The sequence below is a fragment of the Neisseria montereyensis genome, from assembly GCF_024834045.1.
In the GTDB taxonomy this organism is placed as follows: Bacteria; Pseudomonadota; Gammaproteobacteria; order Burkholderiales; family Neisseriaceae; genus Neisseria; species Neisseria montereyensis.
Genome location: NZ_JANUXW010000001.1, coordinates 1 through 20,316, shown reverse-complemented (window position 1 = coordinate 20,316; position 20,316 = coordinate 1). Strand labels below are relative to the sequence as shown.

Here is a 20,316-nt window from a genome sequence, read left to right as displayed (position 1 = left end):
AATAAGAAATATAAAGGATTCCCAAAAAGATTTCCGCTTAATAGTTTCTAAAAAATAAAGAGCTGATTAATCAGCTCTTTATTTTTATTTATCATTTATCATAAGATATTTTACTTACTAGCAGAATGTATCTGTCTGTTTCGGCACAGACAATCCAAACAAAGGACGTAAATACAAAGCCACAAAAGTTCCTGCCATTGCCAAGATGCCCCAAACATAACCATGTAAGCTAAAGGATGCAATGCCACCGAAATAAGCACCGATATTGCAACCGAATGCCAAACGTGCACCATAGCCCATTAATAATCCGCCCACTACCGATGCTAAAAACCGATTCCAAGTAATATTCGTCAGCTTAAACAATCCTGCCGCAGCAGAAGCCACAAAGGCACCGATAATAATGCCAAAGTTTAATACGGTTGTTGTATCTGCAAAAATGGAGCCTTGCAAAATAGCCGCCCTATTACCCTGCCAATAGCCCCAACTGGCAACATCTATACCGCCGAGACTGGCCAGTTTAGAACCCCACAATGCAAAACCGGAAGTAATACCCCATGGCGAACCGCGGGTCATTAAGGTCAGCGCATTCAATACAGCCAATGCAACGGCAGCCGCAAATAAAGGCCAAGAGCCTCTTAATAGACGTTTCCAACCTACTGCTGATGGTAACGGGGCGATTCTCGGTGGATTTTTTTTCTTTTCAATCACCAAAGTAATCCAAGCGATTAAGCCAAACAACACAATAGAAGCCAACCATGCGCCACCATAGCCCCAACCTGTTGAGGTTGCCAAAGAATATGAACCTAATGACGGCATTTGCTCGGTCCAAAACGGTAAATGATATGCTCCTATTGTTGAGCCGATAATAAAAAAGATCAGCGTAATAAACATGATGGTTCGTCCGCTACCCATCGTGAAAAGCGTACCGGAAGCGCAACCACCGCCAAGCTGCATTCCGACACCAAACAAGAACGCACCCACAACCAAGCTCACACCGACCGGCGCAACATCACCGGCAACGGGAATATCAAAAAAACTCACCCCGTACGCTAAAATAGGTGCAAACAGAGTAACGGCAACCGCCAACATCAACATATGTGCCCGCAATGCCTGCCCGTTTCCCACTGCCGCCATACGCTGGAAAGCAGAGGTAAAACCAAACCTTGCATGGAATAAGGTGAGTCCCAATAAAAAACCTAAGATAAGCAGCAAAGACTGCGACAAACTTTGTGTTGTTAATAAATAAACCAATAACCCCAACCCAACAACAGCACCACCTACCACCAAGGTTTTTTGCGGTGCTGCCAATGTTAGTTTCTGATTATTCTGATTTTGATTATCCTGATTATGGCTGTTTTGCACACTGGAAACATCAACTGTTTGTATTGTGCTCATGATATTTTCCTCCTAAAAACATTCCTAATATTCAGATAAATTATCCATGCCGATATTGATGAAATCACATGGTAATTCAATATATTTTTATTAAGAAACAACTATTTATAATAAAAATCTGTAATATTATATAACTCGGTTTTTAGAAATAGAAATAACGTATTTATATATAATCATAACCAAAAACACATATACTCAATTCATAAAACAAATTAACCAAGAAACTATAATTGATACAAATTAGTTCAAATCAATCTGATAAGAAAGTTGAACAAGCCAATACAAACAAAATCAATTATAAGTTAATAATTATGAACAAATATCCAATTATATCCAGCTCTTAAAAAGCATACGATTAATCATTATTTATAGTATTATCGGCATCTGATACAACTATTGTCTGACAATAGTTCAACATTCGCCCGAACAAGCCGCTACAATAGCGAATCGACTAAAATAAACGGTATGGTATTCTTACCTTCATCAAATCCATCATTTTGAAAACATAAAAGTTTAGGAGACAATATGACTAAAATAAATATAATAAGAAAAAACACACAGTCGCCCAACTTCCAATCCGAACTCAAAGCATTACTGGCCTTTGAAACCGCACAAGATCCTAAAGTAGATCAAATCGTAGCCGATATTTGTACCGATGTTCAAAAGCGCGGCGATGCGGCGGTTATCGAATACACCAATAAATTCGACGGTACTAATGCCCAATCCATGCAGGACTTAATGCTGAGCCAAGCCGACTTAAAAGCCGCATTCGAACGCCTACCCGAAACCACCCAAACCGCTTTGCAAACCGCTGCCGCCCGTGTGGAAAAATACCACCGCCATCAGAAAATGGAATCATGGTCTTATACCGATGAAGACGGCACCCTGCTTGGCCAGCAAATCACCCCACTCGACCGTGTCGGTATTTATGTGCCCGGTGGCAAAGCGGCCTATCCCAGCTCGGTGATTATGAATGCCATGCCTGCGCATGTGGCCGGTGTGCCGGAAATTATAATGGTGGTGCCTACCCCAAAAGGCGAGCGTAACGATATTGTTTTGGCTGCTGCCTATGTTGCCGGTGTGACCAATGTTTTCACGATTGGCGGCGCACAAGCAGTAGCGGCCTTGGCATATGGTACCGAAACCATTCCGCAAGTCGATAAAATCACCGGGCCGGGGAATGCTTTTGTGGCCGCGGCCAAACGCCGTGTATTCGGGGTTGTCGGCATTGATATGGTTGCCGGGCCGTCTGAAATCTTGGTGATTGCCGACGGCACCACACCTGCCGAATGGGTGGCTATGGATTTATTCAGCCAAGCGGAACATGATGAAATTGCCCAAGCCATTTTAATTTCGACTTCGCAACAGTATCTCGATGATGTTCAGACGGCCATGGACAAACTGATTGAAGAAATGCCGCGCCGCGATATTATCGAAGCGTCTTTAGGCAATCGAGGTATTATGATTCTGGCTAAAGATTTGAAAGATGCTTGCGAGGTAGCCAACTATGTTGCTCCCGAACATTTGGAATTATCCGTTGCCAATCCGCAAGAATGGGTTGCCGAAATCCGCCATGCCGGTGCGATTTTTATGGGCCCTTATACCAGCGAAAGCTTGGGCGATTATTGTGCCGGCCCCAACCATGTATTGCCCACCAGCCGCACCGCCCGCTTCTCTTCCCCGCTCGGTACTTACGATTTCCAAAAACGCTCCAGCCTGATTCAGGTTTCCAAAGAAGGCGCGCAAAAGTTGGGCAAAACCGCCAGTATTTTGGCACACGGGGAAAGACTCACCGCCCACGCGCGGGCAGCAGAATTCCGTTTACAAGATGAATAATCAATAACCTATCTTGTTTTATACTCATTGAAAAGCCGTCTGAAATCTTTCAGACGGCCTTTTTATTAAAAAATATTTTAACCACCTTGTTTGGCTAAAAATGCTTCCAATGCTTCTAAAGTCGGCATGCCGCTTTGCGCACCGGCTTGGGTTACCGATAGTGCCGCAGCCGCATTGGCCTTTCTCGTTGCGGCTTCCATGCCCAAAGATGAGAATACGGCAAAGGCACCGTTAAACGTATCACCTGCACCGGTCGTATCCACGGCTTCAACGGTAAACCCGTGTTGGCGCTGAATATTGCCGTTTTCATCGTTATACATCACCCCTTCTTTACCGCAAGTCATCAATACAGAGCAGCCGGACTCACGGATAAGGCTTTCGGTTGGCGTATCTTCCGACAACCCCAAACTAATGGCCAGTTCGTAAGCATTGGGCGTGAGTAAAGTAACCAACTCAAGCAATTCAACAGGCAGTTTTTGTGCCGGCGCCGGATTGAGGATAAACGGCTTATGGTGTTTGCGTGCCAATTTGGCTGCCGTTATCACACATACCATCGGGATTTCAAGTTGGCTTAGCACAACATCGGATGCCGCAATTTGTGCTTCGCAGGCTTCAATATCGTCCGGCGTAATGCCGAAATTCGCGCCGGAAATCACAATAATATGGTTATCCCCATTGGCCACGGTAATATTGGCCATGCCTGTAGACAAATCGGGCAGAACCTTAATATGAGTGGTATCTATGCCTTCATTTTGCAAATGAGCAATCGCTTCTTTTCCGAAACCATCGTCACCAACCGCCCCAATCATACAAACATCGGCACCTAAACGGGCAGCAGCCACCGCTTGATTCGCGCCTTTCCCGCCCATAAAACGTTCAAAAGACGTACCAAGCAGCGTTTCACCCGGTTGAGGGAAACGCGGCGAGCCGGTTACCAAATCGATATTAATGCTGCCGATTACGGTAATTCTAGGGGTTTGCATCATGCTTTCCTTTATTAACAGCCAAAGATTATGCACAAAAAGACAGCTATTGATGCCGATTTCATGCTATTGATTCAGAGACAGTATGATAGTTTTACATGTACAACTTAGCAATGAACATAAACCATCATTATTTAAAATACAGCCAATTGTATTTTCAGACGGCCTAAAGATATCAATCCACTATATTGCATATTTGAATATCCTCCGGGCGCACACGAATGGTTTACACACTCGATTATTTTTTGCTTGCCCGATGTCTCTGCAAAATCACTTCGGCATAATCGCAATGGGCAATCAAGCGGATATGGTTTTGCTCGGTGTATTCAATAACAGCATCCACCAAAATACGCGCCAAGCCTTGGCCGCGAAATGCCGGATCAACCACCGTATGGGTAATATCCCAAGTATTGTTATCTGACAAATAGTGAATAAACCCTGCTTCTTTGCCTTCCACCGATAAAATAAATTTCTGTTGCTCAGGAATATGTTGAATCACATGGCTCATATTAGATTTTCCTTTAGAATAGAAAACACACAGCTATTAATCTCTCTATTTGTGAAATTATAGAAGCCGATTTTGAAAAAAGAGATACATAGAAAGGCCAAAAGTTTGACTAGGTATTTTGCATTAAAGCTTATTTCTTTGACTTAAGATTATTACCGTCTTTTGGATGCAACCATCTAAATATCATAGACGATAAAACAGTAAACACCCCTAAAAAGATAAATGTATATTGAAAAGCCGTGTGGATATTATTATGTGATATCCACTCGGTATTTTCTGCAAATTTTAAAATACTCAACCCCATAGCGATGCCAAATCCAATGGCAAGCTGTTGGTTTACACTAATTAAACTATTTCCACTACTGGTTTGGTTATCTCTTAAATTAGCAACGGTAATAGAATTCATTGCGGTAAATTGAATAGAGTTTAAACACCCGATAATTAACATAACAGGAATAAACCAGTAAATAGGCATTTTCTCACTTGGGATGGAAAGAGAACCAATTAAAATACCTAAAATTATGGTGTTAAATATTAATATATTCCTATACCCAAATCTATTAATAATAGGAATGACAAATGGTTTTGTAAACATGGCAGCCAATGCCATTGGTGCAATAATCCAACCGGATATAGAGGGGGATTGACCATAAGCCAATTGAATAAGCAAAGGAACAAGCAAGGGGATAGAACCGATTCCTAAACGTGTAATCAAGTTTCCAATCACACCGACTCTAAATGTTCTGATTAAAAATAATCCAAGCGGGAATATTGGGTTTTTTGCTTTTTTAGCATATAAATAATAAAAAACCATCATGAACACACCTAAAAACATCAAGATAGACTCAAGTATGTAATTTTCTGAATGTCCGGTGAGTTCTAAAGCAATAGATAATAAAATGGAAGAAACACCAAAAATTAAAAAGCCGACCACATCAAGCCTGGAGGATTTAAGTGAATAATCCGGCATATATTTTAAGCTGAATAAAATACCCAACAATCCCATTGGAATGTTGATTAAAAATATCCAGTGCCAGCTCATTATTTCCACCAAATAACCACCAACCAGCGGCCCTAAAATCGGACCAATCAAAGCCGGAATAATGGCGTAATTCATAGCACCAACCAATTCATTTTTAGGATAGGTTTTTATCATAGCCAATCTGGCTACAGGCGTCATAAGTGCTCCGCCCATCCCTTGTACCACCCTTGATATATCTAATTGGATTAAACTGCCGGATAAGGCACAAAATAAAGAACCCAGACTAAAAACAAAAATAGATACGATAAAAACCTTTTTAGTACCAAATTTATCCGCCAAATACCCACTAATCGGAATAAATATAGCCAAAGTAAGCGCATAACTCACAATAGCAGACTGCATGTTTAAAGCAGATTCATTCAAATCTTTAGCAATAGCAGGCAATGCTGTATTTAGAATAGTCGCATCTAGCATCTGCATAAAAATAGCAGTTGCTAAAAGATAAGGCATATATTTTTTTATCGAACGCTGATCCGCAGTGACATTCCAACTCATATTAGATGTGCTCTTTTAAACCATTAATTTATTTAAAAATAATTTAACATTTAAACTCATTATTTAAGTAATTTAATCCATTCTATATATGTACCTACTAAGAGAATAGACTTTTGTCTTGTTTTATAATAACAAAACCACTCTCTTTAGAAAAAGCCCGATGCAATGATCGGGCTTTTGTATGACTGCTATTTAGTGTTTACTGGTCTCAACTTGAACCAATGGAACATTGTCGGCTTCCACTTCCACTTTTTTCGGCACATCCGAACGACGTAAAACTGCTGTTTGTTCGGGTTGCTTCCATGAAGCAGCAGCTTCCAACGCATCCGCACGGGTTTGTACTAAAATCAACCCGCCGAGATCAAGGCCGTCTGAAATCAGATTATGGGTTTCGGTAGTAGCAACCATATGATTTTCTACATCGTTTCTACTTTCAGAAACAGCGGTAGTCGTCGTACTTTCAAGCACACCGATACCAACCACTTTTTGCAAAGCTTGCTCGGCATTGGATACGGCCAATTCAATAATAGATTGCTCATCCATCGATACCGCAGCTGTTGTAACACTGGTTTCCGATTGCTCTTCGATAGCAAACAAAGCAGGCTCGCTTGCAGGCACATCAACACTAGCGGCAGCAGGCAGTACTACAACCAACGGCTCATCGTTGCTATGATTCACCGCTTCAGCAGTAGGAGCAGGTACGGAAATCGCAACCGGTTGCTCTTTTGCTTCCCCAAACACATGCGCCACTGCAAAGCGTACTTTTTCAGCTGCTTCGCCAATATTCAGATAATGCTCAATCTTAGCGGCAGACGGAATATTACGTTTTTTATTGCTGTTGCGGCGGTCGCGTTGGTCACGGTTGCGGTTACGATCTCTTTCGCGGCGGTTATTACCGCGGTTTTCTTTGCGCTCTGAGGTACCCGTTTGTGCCGGAGCTTCCGATACAGCAGTTTTTTCGACAGTCTTTTCTGTTTCGGTAGCACTATTTGCTACGGTAGCAACAGCAGCCACTGCTACGGCTTTTTCCTGACGGTTGCCATTGCGGCGGCTCTCTTGTTGCGCACCGTTTTCTTTTCCGTTTTCGCGGTTATCCGTATCTACATTACGCTCGGTTTTACCCGATTCGATATTTGACTGACGGTTATTGCGTTCACGGTTTTCATTACGGCGGTTATTGCGCTGTTCGCGGCTACCCGCATTATTACCATTACTATTATTGCTATTGCCGTTATCTTTATTACCGTTCTGCTCGATAGGCATGTTTTCTTTAGCGTCGTTATCCTGACGTTTACGGTTTGAGTTCCGGCGTTGCGTGCGACGGCGCTTCGGCTGACGGTTACCGTTTTGGCCATTGCCGTTACCACCCTGCTTGCGTTTTTCGGTTGCCACCGGCTCGGCTGCCTTTTCTACGGCTGTCGAATTGCCAAAGATTTTAGCCAACCATGATTTTACATTGTTCCACCAAGAAGTATGCTCGGCAACTTTGCTGACAACCGGCGCAGGCTCGGTATGTTGCACACCTTTAACAGCAGGTTCGGGACGGGTCGCTTTAGCCTTTTCGCCGCCACCGAAAAGTTTTTCCGTTTCGTCTTCTTCCGGCATAGCAACACGTTTATAGCTCGGGTCGGCATTTTCATCGACATCATCATTGCGGACACGGTTAATCTCATAATGAGGATTTTCAAGATGGATATTCGGAATCAAGAATACCGATACATCCAAGCGCTCTTCAAGGCCGAACAATTCGGCACGTTTCTCATTCAACAAGAAAGTTGCCACATCAACCGGCACTTGCGCATGTACTTCGCCGGTATTGTCTTTCATAGCCTCTTCTTGGATGATACGCAACACATGTAAAGCGGTAGATTCAATACTGCGGATAACACCCGTTCCGCCACAACGCGGGCAGGTATGATGGCTGCTTTCGCCTAAAGCCGGTTTCAGGCGTTGGCGGGATAGCTCCAACAAACCGAAGCGGCTGAGTTTACCCATCTGCACACGGGCGCGGTCTTTTTTCAGTGCTTCGCGTAAAGTGGCTTCCACATCGCGTTGGTGCTTGTTGTTTTCCATATCGATAAAGTCGATAACCACCAAGCCGCCCAAGTCGCGTAAACGCATTTGGCGTGCAACCTCTTCCGCCGCTTCCATATTGGTTTTAAAGGCGGTTTCTTCGATATCGGCACCGCGGGTAGCACGGGCAGAGTTCACGTCGATTGAAACCAAAGCTTCGGTATGGTCAATCACAATCGCGCCGCCGGACGGCAGGGAAACACTGCGCGAGAATGCGCTTTCGATTTGGTGTTCGATTTGGAAACGAGAGAATAACGGTGTGTGGTCTTGATACAGTTTCAGACGGCCTATGCTGTTAGGCATCACATAGCTCATAAACTCTGAAATCTGCTCGAATACTTCCTGATTATCCACCAGAATTTCGCCGATATCCGGGCGATAATAATCACGGATGGCACGGATAAGCAGCGAGCTTTCCATAAACAGCAGATAAGGATCGTTATGCGCATTACCGGCTTCTTCAATGGCATGCCAGAGTTGTTGCAAATAATTGAAATCCCATTGCAACTCTTCTACGCTGCGGCCGATACCGGCTGTACGCGCAATCAGGCTCATACCACGCGGAACATCCAATTCGGCCATAGCCGCTTTCAATTCCTGACGGTCTTCACCTTCGATACGGCGAGAAACACCGCCACCGCGAGGATTATTAGGCATTAAAACCAGATAACGTCCGGCCAAGCTGACAAACGTGGTTAAGGCAGCGCCTTTATTGCCGCGTTCGTCTTTTTCAACCTGAACGATAACTTCCATTCCCTCTTTCAAAACGTCTTGAATACGGGCGCGGCCGCCTTCATAGTCTTGAAAATAGGAACGGGAAACTTCTTTGAACGGGAGGAAACCGTGGCGGTCGGTGCCGTAATCCACAAAGCACGCTTCGAGCGACGGTTCGATACGGGTGATAATACCTTTATAGATATTACCTTTACGCTGTTCTTTACCCAGCGTTTCGATATCCAAATCCAATAGGTTTTGTCCATCGACAATCGCCACGCGCAGTTCTTCTGCTTGCGTGGCATTAAATAACATACGTTTCATAACAACCTCGTTATTATTCTGCACCCACGAGGCGTGTAATCAGTATTCAACGCTTATAAGCCGCCAATTGATCAGGCCGTCTGAAACGGCGTGTGGGGCATTATCTGAACGAGAAGGAAAGTAAAGAACATAAGGCATACTTGGGTTTTATATTACTTATTTAACGTTGTTTGCCGCTGAAACGGAATCAGTCTTTTTTATGGTCTGATAGCGGTATCGGTTTGCATCTAAATACAGAGCGGACAAACAAGTGTCGTATACCTGCGCGATTTCGCGCCGTCGGCGCGAAACCCGATAAAATCTGAGCCGTCTTCTTCATTACCGTCCGGACAGTTGTGTTACCGATGGCTGCGCGGGCGTTTGGTGCCTGATGCGTCTTACTGCTTGTCGGTAAGCCTGCCGGAAAAGGTCAAACTTAATTACATCTTTACCCGCCGGGCTTGGCGGCAGATAAAGGAAATGCTTTATGGCGTGCTTTTTAGTATAAAATTCCAGTTTACAGTAAATTTTCAGATGCTCCGGTTTCGGATAACACAACACCTGAAAACGTAATGGATTATAGAGAAAATGCCGACAATTAGCAAAGACTTGGTTAACCATATCCGCATTTCCGACGAAGAAGCCGGGCAGAGGTTGGATAACTTCTTAATCAAAACCTTAAAAGGCGTGCCTAAAAGCCACATCCACCGCATTATCCGTGCCGGTGAAGTGCGTTTGAATAAAAAACGTTGCAAGCCTACCGACCGTATTGTTTCGGGTGATATATTGCGTATTCCGCCGGTTCGCATTGCCGAAAAACAAAGGCCGTCTGAAAAACAACAGTCCATTCCCGCGCGGGTATTCGATATTGTTTATGAGGACGATGCATTATTGGTCATCAACAAACCCAGCGGCGTGGCGGTTCATGGCGGCAGCGGGGTAAGCTTCGGTGTTATCGAACAATTACGGCGGGCACGCCCTGAAGCACGTTATTTAGAGCTGGTTCACCGCCTAGATAAAGACACCAGCGGATTATTGATGGTGGCCAAAAAACGCAGTGCACTGGTGAAACTGCATGAAGCCATCCGCAATGATCATCCCAAAAAAGTTTATTTGGCTTTGGGTGTCGGTGAAATCAAAGACAATATCCGCCACATCAAACTACCGTTATTTAAATACACGGGTGCGCAAGGTGAAAAAATGGTACGGGTTAGCGACGAGGGGCAAACTGCCCATACCATTTTCAAAGTTTTAAAGCGGTTTTCAGGCGGTGTTTTATATCAAATCGGGCTTTCGCACCTCACCTTGGTAGAAGCAACCTTAAAAACCGGTCGTACCCATCAAATACGCGTCCATATGCAATCGCAACACTGCCCGATTGCAGGCGATGAACGTTACGGTGATTACCAGGCCAATAAACGGCTGCAAAAATTGGGTTTAAAGCGAATGTTTCTACACGCATCGGAATTACATTTACAGCATCCTTTAACCGGCGAGCCGTTACATTTAAAAGCCGATTTACCACAAGAGCTGGAAAGTTTGATTGTGATGTTATCGCATCAGCAATAAATCATTATGAAATCGTAAAGTATTAATATTATTTCATGCCATTGTTGTATATTTGCGCCAAAAACTTTCAAGTTAATTCAAATTTCTTTTAGTTTATGAAAATAAATGCAAGCCCTCCTTATGAATATTTTTAGACTATGTATCATAACGAAAGCTTTTATGAGCAAACAAATAAAGCAGTTTAATAATTTATCATTTTTATATTGAATAATAAGAGAGGAATGTTATGGGTTGGTTAGTAACCATTATCGTAGGTTTTATTGTAGGTGTTTTGGCTAAAATCCTACATCCGGGTAAAGACAATCTCGGCTTTATTATGACAACACTATTGGGTATTGCCGGTTCGTTACTGGCAGGATGGGTCGGCCAATCAGCCGGTTGGTATGAAGTAGGCCAACCTGCCGGTTGGATTGCGTCTACTATTTTTGCCGTAATTATTTTGGTAATTTACACCCGCGTATTCAAAAAATAATCTGCAATATTTTTTTCTAACATAATAAAAGCCGTCTGAATCTTTCAGACGGCTTTTTTGCATCTAAGCAGATTGGATTATGCCGGCACACAAGCAATCATATAGTTAACATCGGTGTTATCCGTTAAGGCATAAGTTTGGGCCAGCAGATTATAGCCCAATCCTTTGGTGCCGATAATATCCAACCCCGCAGCACGACACATGCGCGCCAATTCTGCCGGTGTGATAAATTTCTGCCAATCGTGAGTACCGCGCGGCACCAACCCCAAAATATATTCCGCCCCCAAAATAGCGTGTACATAAGATTTGGGATTACGATTGATGGTTGAGAAAAATACCACCCCGTCCGGCTTAACCAATTTTGCACAAGAGGCAATAATCGATGCTGGATCGGGCACATGCTCCATCATTTCCATACATGTCACCACATCGAAACTGTGCGGCTGTTCGGCAGCCAAATCTTCTACGCTGATACAACGATAGGCAATATTCGACACCCCTTCGCTTAAGGCATGTATTTCAGCGGTTTTCAACGATTTTTCCGCCATATCAATACCGGTAACATGCGCCGCACCGTGTTTGGCCATGCTCTCGGTGAGAATACCGCCGCCGCAACCGACATCCAATACGTTTTTTCCGGCAATCTGCCCAAATCGGTCGATATAACTCAGGCGCAATGGATTAATATCGTGCAGCGGTTTGAATTCACCGTTTTTATCCCACCATTTATGGGCAAGGCGGCTGAATTTGTCGATTTCACTGTGATCAACATTGGTCGGCATGTCGGTATTCATAAGATTTATCCGTATTAAACGTGTCGCAATTTTATCTCAAACTTAAGCCGTCTGAAAATCCATAAGCGATGCCCAAAGCATACGTTTTTGCCCTGCTTTGAGTTTTTTCACCTGTTTCTCGGCGCGTAAGGCCGTGCGATAAGACATATCGGTATACAACAAACGCATCAGTAAAGGTTTGTGCATACGCGTATATTTGGCACCTTTACCGGCTTGATGCGCGGCAAAACGGGCTTGCGGCCGGTTACTGATGCCGCAATAAAACGAACCGTTGCTACACAAAATCAGGTAAACACACCAATCACCGCCATCATCAGGCGGCAACCCGTTTAAAATCGTAGAAGCTTCGGCAGACACCATAAATTTATTTTTCAGACGGCCTCAGTAAAAAACCATTGTACCGCAAAGCATCCTATTATCTTGATAAAACACTTTGCCATACTGTGTAATTCTTTTAATATAAGTACCCTATCTTTATTCATTATGCCGTCTGAACATGGATTCCATTATCGAGCTGCGCCATCTCAAAACCTTACTGGCTCTTGAAGAAACAGGCAGCGTATCTTTGGCCGCAAAACGCGTTTTCCTAACCCAATCCGCACTTTCCCACCAAATCCGCACTTTGGAAAATTATTACGAAACACCGCTGTTCGAGCGAAAATCCTCCCCTATCCGTTTTACGCCTGCAGGCGAACGCCTGCTACAACTTGCCCGCGACCTAATGCCCCAAGTTGCTGCCGCCGAGCGCGATATGGCACAAATTATCGAAGGCAAAGCAGGCGAGTTGCGGTTGGCCGTGGAATGCCATACCTGCTTTGACTGGTTAATGCCGGCCATGGGCGAGTTCCGCCCTTTATGGCCGCAGGTCGAATTGGATATTGTTTCAGGCTTTCAAGCCGATCCGGTCGGGCTGTTATTACAACACCGCGCCGATTTAGCGATTGTTTCCGAAGCCGAACCCCATCCCGGCATTATTTACCAACCATTGTTTACTTACGGCATGGTCGGCATTTGCGCCAAAGACCACCCGCTTGCCGCCAAAAAAATATGGGCAGCCGAAGATTTCACCGATGAAACCTTAATCACCTATCCCGTACCCGACGATATGCTTGATTTACTGCGCAAGGTATTATTGCCCAAAGGTATCAATCCGCCGCGCCGTCATAGCGAACTAACCATCGCCATTATCCAACTGGTTGCCAGCAGGCGCGGCATTTCCGCCCTACCTTACTGGACGGTGATGCCTTATTTAGAAAAAGGCTATGTGGTTTCACGACAAATCACCGAAAACGGTCTACAAAGCAACCTATATACCGCTATGCGAACGGAAGACAAAAATAAAACCTATCTCGATAACTTCTGCCGGATTGTGCGTGAGCTCGGTTTTGCCGAACTGCCCGGCCTGAGTGTTTTGGAAATGCCCGCTGAATAAGCATTGGCCACATAACAGGTTATTTACTTTATAGGCAGTAAAATTCATAAGCAATATTATGAACAGGCCGTCTGAAATATTTCAGACGGCCTGTTCATATAGAAAATTATTTTTTCCAATAAGGCGGTGAAAACAATATTAATACGGTAAAAATTTCCAAACGCCCCAACAGCATTACAATGGTACACAACCACTTTTGTACATCACTCAAAACACCATAATTTGAAGTCAGGCCGACTACACCCATACCCTGTCCGGTATTGGTCAGGCAGGCAACCATAGCCGTTAATGCCGAAACAAAATCCAATCCGGTCGCCATCATAATAAAAGTGAACAGCACCAACGTCATAAAATAAACAAAAATAAAGCCCATCACAGCCAAAGCGGTACGCTCCGGAATCGTCCTGCCGTTAAGCTTCACATTTCGTACGGCATTCGGATGAAGTAACAGCAACATTTCCCTTAAGCTGAACTTAGCCAAAACAATGGCACGCGCATTTTTTACACCGCCGCCCATCGAACCTGAGCTGGCCAAAATATTGGCAAGAAAATACATCCATAGCGATACAAACAACGGCCATTGCCCGAAATCGGTATTGGAAAGGCCGTTGGATAAACCAATCGATACATAGTTAAATGCCGTAAACCGCAGCGATTCCCAAAAAGAGGTATAAAACTGCTGTTGCCACAAATAAATACTTGCCGCCAAAATACTGACGCCCATCACGATCATTATCATGCGGCTTTCTTCATCCCGCCAATAACGGCGGACAGAGCGTTCACTCAGCGCAGTCAGATGCGTTACAAAACTGATGGCACCAAATATGGTTACAAATATAATAATCACTTCAATAATCGGTGAATTAAAATAAGCAATACTATTATCGTGCGAAGAAAAGCCGCCTAAAGAAATCGTCGACATTGCATGGCAAAGTGCATCGAACCAACTCATCCCTGCCCAATAAAGGGCGACACACGCCACACCGGTACTGAGGGCATAAGTAAACCAAAGTTTTTTAGCCACTTGAGAAATACGGGGGGCGATTTTGCTGTCTTTATCCAAACCCGGAATTTCTGCTTTAAAAAGCTGTATGCCACCTACGCCCAACATAGGCAGAATAGCCACAGCCAACACAATAATCCCCATACCGCCCAACCAATTGAGCATATGCCGCCAAAAGTTAATCGAGGGTGCGAGTGTATCCACACTGTCGATAACCGTTGCCCCTGTTGTCGTCAACCCCGACATTGATTCAAAAAAAGCATCAATATAACTCATGTGTGGGAAATACAGATAAATCGGCATTGCCGCCACAATGGCAAATCCAAGCCAAAGCATAAAAACCAAAGTAAAGCCGTCACGCACCCGTAACTCACGCTGATAACGGCGGGTTAATAACCAAGTAATACAGGATCCGATAATCGTTACCAACGCGGTATGACTAAACGCATTGAACGCATCATCCAAGAAAATATAGGATACAAAAGTCGGCACAAGCAGCAGCACCGAAAAAAATACGCCTAACTTGGAAAGAATGTGAATAATGGGAATGATTTTTTGCATAAAGAAATCTTAGACTTCCAGACGGCCTCTTGACTGACTGTCTATCGTTATAACAGCGGCAGGCATCCGCCAATCGGCTCATCCGAACATCATTGCAGGTATTGTGTTCTAAAAAATAAAGGCTTCTTCAGCCTCAACAAACGTATTATATTTGATTTTTTAGTCTTCGGATGCACTAGGCGCCATTTGCGCTTCGGCTGCAAACCATCTGCCGACTACTTCGCATACTTCTGCCATACCCTGTTTTTTCAAACTGGAAAAAAGCTGTACGCTAACAGTTTGGCGTTCACTATAAGGCTTCAATGCTTTTTTGACGGCAGACAATGTTTTAATCTGATCGTTTTTAGAAAGCTTGTCTGCCTTGGAAAGCAAAATATGCACAGGTCGGCCGGTGATATGAAAAAAATCCAACATACGCAAATCCAATGCTTTAAGCGGATGGCGCGCATCCATAATCAATACCAACCCAATCAGCTGTTTACGGTGTTGTAAATAATCACCAAGCAGCCCGACCCAATGTGCACGAACGGCTTCGGGCACTTGCGCATAGCCATAACCCGGCAAATCAACCATAAAACCACCGTTTACCAATTCAAAAAAATTGATATGTTGGGTGCGACCGGGTGTTTTAGAGACATACGCCAGCCGAACATGGTTGGTCAGCGTATTAATCGCACTCGATTTACCGGCATTACTGCGGCCGACAAAGGCAATTTCAGCCGGTGTATCGGGTAAATCTTGCAAATGATTGACCGTGGTAAAGAATTTGGCATTTTGAAATAGGTTCATAAGTGGTAAAATTGTGTGAATTTGTTATAGAATACCACGATTATAGAATTATCGGTTCAGTCGGGTGGGAACAAACCCGTCGTTAAGAGTATAGTAAAGGGCATCACGGCAGCGTTCTGTGGTGCTATTAATAGGAGCACTGCCATGAAACGTTTTACCTTATTCGCCCTAGCCATAGCCGCAGGAACGGTTATTGCTGCGCCGAAAGCGGATATTGCCAAAGGCAAAGAGATCGTCACCAACATCTGTGCCGCATGCCACGCCGCCGATGGTAACAGCGGTATCGCCATGTACCCTAAATTGGCGGGGCAGCATGAATATTATATTTTCACCCAAACCAAAGATATTAAAGACGGTAACCGGACAACCGGTGCGGCAGCAGCCATGGCGCCGATGGTCGCATCACTTTCCGATCAGGATATCCGCAATGTTGCCGCTTTTTATTCGACACAATTCCCCAAAGAGGGTGAAACCAATCCGAGAGAGAATCCCGAATTGGGTACGAAAATTTATCGCGGCGGATTGGCCGATAAAAGTGTTCCCGCCTGTATGTCCTGCCACGGCCCCAGCGGCGCCGGCATGCCGGGGGGCGGCACCAGCATCATCGCCTATCCGCGCTTAGGCGGCCAACACAAAGCTTATATTATCGAACAAATGAAAGCTTACCAATCCGGTCAACGCCAAAACCCCATTATGGCTGATATTGCCAGCCGTTTGAGCGACGATGAATTGGACGCGGTAGCCAACTTTATTCAAGGCTTGCGTTAATCTGATGCTTTGCTTGGTTGTTGAGGCCGTCTGAAAGCGTTTCTTTCAGACGGCCTTCGGCTGAAAGCTATTTTCAGTTCCAGGCATAGCAAGGCAACCCTATCCGTTCGGTAACGTGACCATATTCGGATAAATTTATGACCCGAACTAAACAAGTCCCGCTGATTAAAAGACCGTGGTTTGCTTTTTTAAGCTCCATGCGCTTTGCCGTAGCCCTACTCAGCTTATTGGGTGTAGCATCGATTATCGGCACGGTACTCCAGCAAAACCTGCCCCAAGTCGACTATGTAGTTAAATTCGGCCCGTTTTGGACGGAAATTTTCGGTTTCTTAGGCTTATTCGATGTCTATGCATCGGGTTGGTTTGTGCTGATTATGCTGTTTCTGGTGATTTCCACCGGATTATGCCTGTGGCGCAATATCCCCCCGTTTATGCGGGAAATGAAGTCTTACCGCATAAACGCTGCCAAAAGATCACTGGCCGCCATGAAGCACACCACTTTACTTCCTTCAGACGGCCTCACGCCCGAAATTGCAGAACGCTATCTAAACGTTCAAGGCTTCAATACCAAAAAAGCCGAACGCGAAGACGGTTCTATCTTGGTTGCCGCCAAAAAAGGAGCCATGAACAAATGGGGCTATATTTTCGCCCATGCCGCGCTTATCGTTATCTGCCTCGGCGGTTTGATAGACAGCAATCTTTTACTGAAAATCGGCATGCTTACCGGCAGCATTGTTCCGGATAACGACAGCCTTTATGCCAAAGATTTCAAGCCGGAAAGCATATTGGGCACCAACAATATTTCTTTCCGAGGTAATGTGAATATTGCCGAAGGCCAAAAAACCAACGTGGTCTTTTTAAACGCCGACAAAGGTATGTTGATTCAGAATCTGCCTTTCGATGTCGAATTAAAACGCTTTCATATCGACTACTACGACACCGGCATGCCCAAAGATTTTGCCAGCGATTTGATTGTTACCGATAATAAAACAGGCGAAACAAGCGAACATACCATCCGCGTTAACCACCCGCTAACCGTTGACGGCATCACCATTTATCAAGCCAGCTTTGCCGACGGCGGTTCCGACTTAAAACTAAAAGCTTGGAACCTGGCCGGAAAAAGCCGCACGCCCAGTATGATGGATGCCGTTTCCATGCAAACTTTTCCGCTAAACCTCGGCAACGAAGAATACAAACTGGAATTCGACCAATTTACCGCGATGAACGTACAAGATACCAGTATGTCGTCTGAAGACAAACCCTTACAGATTCAGACGGCTATTAACGATGTACGCAGCGTGAAACAAGATAAAAAATTCACCAATATCGGCCCCTCCATTGTTTACCGTATCCGCGACAAAGCCGGCCAGGCCGTCGAATACAAAAACTATATGCTGCCCATCCGGCAGGATGAAGATTATTTCTACCTAACAGGCACCCGAACCGGATTGGAACAGCAATACCGCTGGCTGCGTATTCCGGCAGATGCAAATGGCAGCATCGATACCTTTATGGCACTACGCGAACTGCTCAACGATCCGGCAGTATTAAAACGTATTATCGAAGCCGCAGCCCAAGCCGCCCCTGCGAATATCCGCGAAACGTTTACCCAAGGAACGGAACACACCTTGAATACATTTGTAAACGGCGGTTTGACCGCATTGGAAAACGATATTGATGCGCGCACGCCCGAAGCCGATCGCGAAACCGTATGGAATTTTTCTTCAAGAATTGTTTATAGCACCCTGAATACCGTTTTAAACGAAGCCATACGCACCTACAACCTGCCCGAATGGCAAGACCCTGAAGCACGCAACCGTTTCTTAATCCATAGTATGGAAGCCTATACCGGCCTAACTGCCTACCCTGCCCCCATATTATTACAATTAAGCGGCTATACGGAATTACGCTCATCAGGCCTGCAAATGACCCGCTCGCCCGGTGCCTCATTGGTTTACTTCGGTTCGGTATTATTGGTATTAGGCACCATTTTTATGTTTTACATTCGCGAAAAACGCGCATGGCTGTTATTTGACCAAACCGGAATACGCTTTTCCATGTCGTCTTCACGCAATGAACGCGATTTACGAAAAGAATTTCCCAAATATACTGCCGATTTAAAAACACTGGCCAAAGATTTAAAACACTGATAGCCCGTTCTGATATTTTTCAGACGGCCATTAAAAAACAACGACCCGCATCCAACGAGGTATGCAAACATGAACCCAACCATCAAAAGTACGGATAAAGCAGCACAACATATCCTACTGGAACAAAAAACCTTCCTGCGCCGCCTCAACGGCTGGGATTGGGGCTTCGCCCTGATTATGACTATGGTGGCCGTGTTTTCACAACTCCACGTCGGCCATAATATGGATATCTACGAAATCGCCATTTTATGGAGCAGTTGCGCGGCTTCCATCCTACTGGGCTGGTTTTTCAAACCGCTGCGTATTTTCATTATTATCAGTATCTTGTTAGCCTATATCGGTGTGACTTTCTACAATGGCGACATTACTCATGCCGACCATTTTGTTCTGAAATATTTCCTCAGCAGCCAATCGGCGATTATGTGGCAGTGTGCCACTATATTTCTAGGCTTAATCTGTTATATAGCAGGCGCACTACTCACTCGAAAAAACCAAGCACCGACCAATACCCTATTGGGTATTGCTTCGGTTCTTACTTGGATTTCGGCACTGGCAGGCTTCACCGGCTTGCTCGTTCGTTGGCACGAAAGTTATCTGCTGCGCCCCGATGCCGGCCACATTCCCGTTTCCAATCTTTATGAAGTCTTTATCCTGTTTTTGGTGATTACCGCGCTGATGTATCTCTATTACGAAAGCAAATTCGCCATCCAAAAACTCGGCGGCTTCGTATTGTCGTTTATGGCCGTCGTAGTAATGTTTGTATTATGGTACAGCCTGTCACGCGAAGCACATGCCATCCAACCGCTGATTCCGGCTTTGCAATCTTGGTGGATGAAAATACATGTGCCTGCCAACTTTATCGGCTACGGCGCATTCTGTATGTCTGCCATGCTCGGTATCGCCGAACTCTTGGCTATCCGCAATGAAGCTGCCGGTAAAAAATCATGGCTGCCCGAATCTCAAGCCATTGAAGAAGTGATGTATAAAGCCATTGCCGTCGGCTTCTTATTCTTTACCATCGCCACCATTCTCGGCGCACTCTGGGCAGCCGACGCATGGGGACGCTATTGGAGTTGGGACCCGAAAGAAACTTGGGCCTTTATCGTTTGGCTGAACTATGCCGTTTGGCTGCACTTACGCCTGGTTGCCGGCTGGCGCGGCAAAGTATTGGCATGGTGGGCAGTTATCGGCTTATTTATTACCGCTTTCGCCTTTATCGGCGTGAATATGTTTTTAAGCGGTTTGCATTCTTACGGCGAACTCTAATTATCCGTTCAACCATAAAGCAGGCCGTCTGAAATATGATCTGACCCCCAAATCTTGGACAAACATAAAAGCCTTTTCAGGCTGCCTTTTCGAGCTGGGTTCTGTATGCTACGGGACTCAGCTTTTTCAATTTCAAACTACATCTGTCATGATTGTAGTACCG

General features: G+C 44.8%; 17 protein-coding genes. 7 read left to right on the top strand and 10 right to left on the bottom strand.

Features of this window, described 5'->3' with window-relative positions; all coding sequences use genetic code 11:
* Positions 1–117: 117 nt before the first annotated feature.
* Positions 118–1,395: a YeeE/YedE family protein gene (locus tag NXS09_RS00080; RefSeq protein ID WP_259290539.1), complete on the bottom strand. Its 1,278-nt coding sequence runs from the start codon at positions 1,393–1,395 to the stop codon at positions 118–120.
* A gap of 540 nt (positions 1,396–1,935) precedes the next feature.
* Here NXS09_RS00080 and hisD point away from each other — a divergent pair.
* Complete coding sequence (gene hisD / locus NXS09_RS00075; protein WP_259290937.1) at positions 1,936–3,231, top strand: histidinol dehydrogenase; 1,296 nt, start codon at positions 1,936–1,938, stop codon at positions 3,229–3,231.
* A 77-nt stretch (positions 3,232–3,308) separates the two neighbouring features.
* Here the strand turns inward: hisD and rbsK are convergent, their stop codons facing one another.
* The 4 genes from rbsK to NXS09_RS00055 all read right to left on the bottom strand — a co-directional run bounded on the left by rbsK (position 3,309) and on the right by NXS09_RS00055 (position 9,361).
* Positions 3,309–4,214, bottom strand: coding sequence for a ribokinase (gene rbsK, locus NXS09_RS00070; protein WP_259290538.1), 906 nt, complete (start codon positions 4,212–4,214; stop codon positions 3,309–3,311).
* A gap of 238 nt (positions 4,215–4,452) precedes the next feature.
* Entirely contained in the window at positions 4,453–4,722 is a 270-nt protein-coding gene (locus NXS09_RS00065) for a GNAT family N-acetyltransferase (protein ID WP_259290537.1), read from the bottom strand.
* 130 nt (positions 4,723–4,852) lie between these two features.
* On the bottom strand, positions 4,853–6,259 hold the full coding sequence (locus NXS09_RS00060) for a DHA2 family efflux MFS transporter permease subunit (RefSeq protein ID WP_259290536.1): 1,407 nt from the start codon (positions 6,257–6,259) through the stop codon (positions 4,853–4,855).
* Between the two features lie 192 nt (positions 6,260–6,451).
* Positions 6,452–9,361, bottom strand: coding sequence for an Rne/Rng family ribonuclease (locus tag NXS09_RS00055; protein ID WP_259290936.1), 2,910 nt, complete (start codon positions 9,359–9,361; stop codon positions 6,452–6,454).
* A 576-nt stretch (positions 9,362–9,937) separates the two neighbouring features.
* Here NXS09_RS00055 and NXS09_RS00050 point away from each other — a divergent pair.
* Positions 9,938–10,918: an RluA family pseudouridine synthase gene (locus NXS09_RS00050; RefSeq protein ID WP_259290535.1), complete on the top strand. Its 981-nt coding sequence runs from the start codon at positions 9,938–9,940 to the stop codon at positions 10,916–10,918.
* Positions 10,919–11,144: 226 nt separating this feature from the next.
* Positions 11,145–11,390, top strand: coding sequence for a GlsB/YeaQ/YmgE family stress response membrane protein (locus NXS09_RS00045; protein WP_259290534.1), 246 nt, complete (start codon positions 11,145–11,147; stop codon positions 11,388–11,390).
* A 77-nt stretch (positions 11,391–11,467) separates the two neighbouring features.
* Here the strand turns inward: NXS09_RS00045 and ubiG are convergent, their stop codons facing one another.
* Both ubiG and NXS09_RS00035 read right to left on the bottom strand, forming a co-directional pair.
* Positions 11,468–12,184 carry a bifunctional 2-polyprenyl-6-hydroxyphenol methylase/3-demethylubiquinol 3-O-methyltransferase UbiG gene (gene ubiG / locus NXS09_RS00040; protein WP_259290533.1) on the bottom strand — a complete coding sequence of 239 codons (717 nt, stop codon included), beginning with the start codon at positions 12,182–12,184 and terminating at the stop codon, positions 11,468–11,470.
* A gap of 42 nt (positions 12,185–12,226) precedes the next feature.
* Positions 12,227–12,544, bottom strand: a complete 318-nt coding sequence (locus NXS09_RS00035; RefSeq protein ID WP_259290532.1) for a GIY-YIG nuclease family protein — start codon at positions 12,542–12,544, stop codon at positions 12,227–12,229.
* Positions 12,545–12,680: 136 nt separating this feature from the next.
* Here NXS09_RS00035 and NXS09_RS00030 point away from each other — a divergent pair, with 136 nt between their 5' ends.
* Complete coding sequence (locus NXS09_RS00030; protein WP_259290531.1) at positions 12,681–13,616, top strand: LysR family transcriptional regulator; 936 nt, start codon at positions 12,681–12,683, stop codon at positions 13,614–13,616.
* A 106-nt stretch (positions 13,617–13,722) separates the two neighbouring features.
* On the opposite strand, the gene NXS09_RS00025 is transcribed toward NXS09_RS00030, so the two are convergent.
* Both NXS09_RS00025 and yihA read right to left on the bottom strand, forming a co-directional pair.
* Complete coding sequence (locus NXS09_RS00025; RefSeq protein WP_259290530.1) at positions 13,723–15,180, bottom strand: TrkH family potassium uptake protein; 1,458 nt, start codon at positions 15,178–15,180, stop codon at positions 13,723–13,725.
* A gap of 159 nt (positions 15,181–15,339) precedes the next feature.
* A complete protein-coding gene (yihA, locus tag NXS09_RS00020; RefSeq protein ID WP_259290529.1) occupies positions 15,340–15,969 on the bottom strand; it encodes a ribosome biogenesis GTP-binding protein YihA/YsxC in 630 nt (209 codons plus the stop codon).
* Positions 15,970–16,113: 144 nt separating this feature from the next.
* Between yihA and NXS09_RS00015 the strand changes: the two genes are divergently transcribed.
* The 3 genes from NXS09_RS00015 to ccsB all read left to right on the top strand — a co-directional run bounded on the left by NXS09_RS00015 (position 16,114) and on the right by ccsB (position 20,153).
* Positions 16,114–16,737 (top strand): c-type cytochrome, encoded by a 624-nt coding sequence (locus NXS09_RS00015; RefSeq protein ID WP_259290528.1) that lies wholly within the window; start codon positions 16,114–16,116, stop codon positions 16,735–16,737.
* A 137-nt stretch (positions 16,738–16,874) separates the two neighbouring features.
* The gene (locus NXS09_RS00010) at positions 16,875–18,887 is read left to right on the top strand and encodes a cytochrome c biogenesis protein ResB (RefSeq protein ID WP_259290527.1); all 2,013 of its coding nucleotides are present in this window, start codon (positions 16,875–16,877) and stop codon (positions 18,885–18,887) included.
* A gap of 69 nt (positions 18,888–18,956) precedes the next feature.
* Positions 18,957–20,153, top strand: a complete 1,197-nt coding sequence (gene ccsB / locus NXS09_RS00005; protein ID WP_259290526.1) for a c-type cytochrome biogenesis protein CcsB — start codon at positions 18,957–18,959, stop codon at positions 20,151–20,153.
* Between the two features lie 76 nt (positions 20,154–20,229).
* Here the strand turns inward: ccsB and NXS09_RS10790 are convergent.
* A partial coding sequence (locus NXS09_RS10790) for an IS3 family transposase (RefSeq protein WP_353617865.1) occupies positions 20,230–20,316 on the bottom strand: 87 nt, incomplete at its 5' end.

Coding starts and splice junctions, on each gene's coding strand:
- rbsK (WP_259290538.1), bottom strand. CDS start 4,214: ATGCAAACCCCTAGAATTACCGTAATCGGCAGCATTAATATCGATTTG.
- yihA (WP_259290529.1), bottom strand. CDS start 15,969: ATGAACCTATTTCAAAATGCCAAATTCTTTACCACGGTCAATCATTTG.
- NXS09_RS00060 (WP_259290536.1), bottom strand. CDS start 6,259: ATGAGTTGGAATGTCACTGCGGATCAGCGTTCGATAAAAAAATATATG.
- ccsB (WP_259290526.1), top strand. CDS start 18,957: ATGAACCCAACCATCAAAAGTACGGATAAAGCAGCACAACATATCCTA.
- NXS09_RS00025 (WP_259290530.1), bottom strand. CDS start 15,180: ATGCAAAAAATCATTCCCATTATTCACATTCTTTCCAAGTTAGGCGTA.
- NXS09_RS00010 (WP_259290527.1), top strand. CDS start 16,875: ATGACCCGAACTAAACAAGTCCCGCTGATTAAAAGACCGTGGTTTGCT.
- NXS09_RS00035 (WP_259290532.1), bottom strand. CDS start 12,544: ATGGTGTCTGCCGAAGCTTCTACGATTTTAAACGGGTTGCCGCCTGAT.
- NXS09_RS00050 (WP_259290535.1), top strand. CDS start 9,938: ATGCCGACAATTAGCAAAGACTTGGTTAACCATATCCGCATTTCCGAC.
- NXS09_RS00055 (WP_259290936.1), bottom strand. CDS start 9,361: ATGTTATTTAATGCCACGCAAGCAGAAGAACTGCGCGTGGCGATTGTC.
- NXS09_RS00080 (WP_259290539.1), bottom strand. CDS start 1,395: ATGAGCACAATACAAACAGTTGATGTTTCCAGTGTGCAAAACAGCCAT.
- NXS09_RS00065 (WP_259290537.1), bottom strand. CDS start 4,722: ATGAGCCATGTGATTCAACATATTCCTGAGCAACAGAAATTTATTTTA.
- ubiG (WP_259290533.1), bottom strand. CDS start 12,184: ATGAATACCGACATGCCGACCAATGTTGATCACAGTGAAATCGACAAA.
- NXS09_RS00045 (WP_259290534.1), top strand. CDS start 11,145: ATGGGTTGGTTAGTAACCATTATCGTAGGTTTTATTGTAGGTGTTTTG.
- NXS09_RS00030 (WP_259290531.1), top strand. CDS start 12,681: ATGGATTCCATTATCGAGCTGCGCCATCTCAAAACCTTACTGGCTCTT.
- NXS09_RS00015 (WP_259290528.1), top strand. CDS start 16,114: ATGAAACGTTTTACCTTATTCGCCCTAGCCATAGCCGCAGGAACGGTT.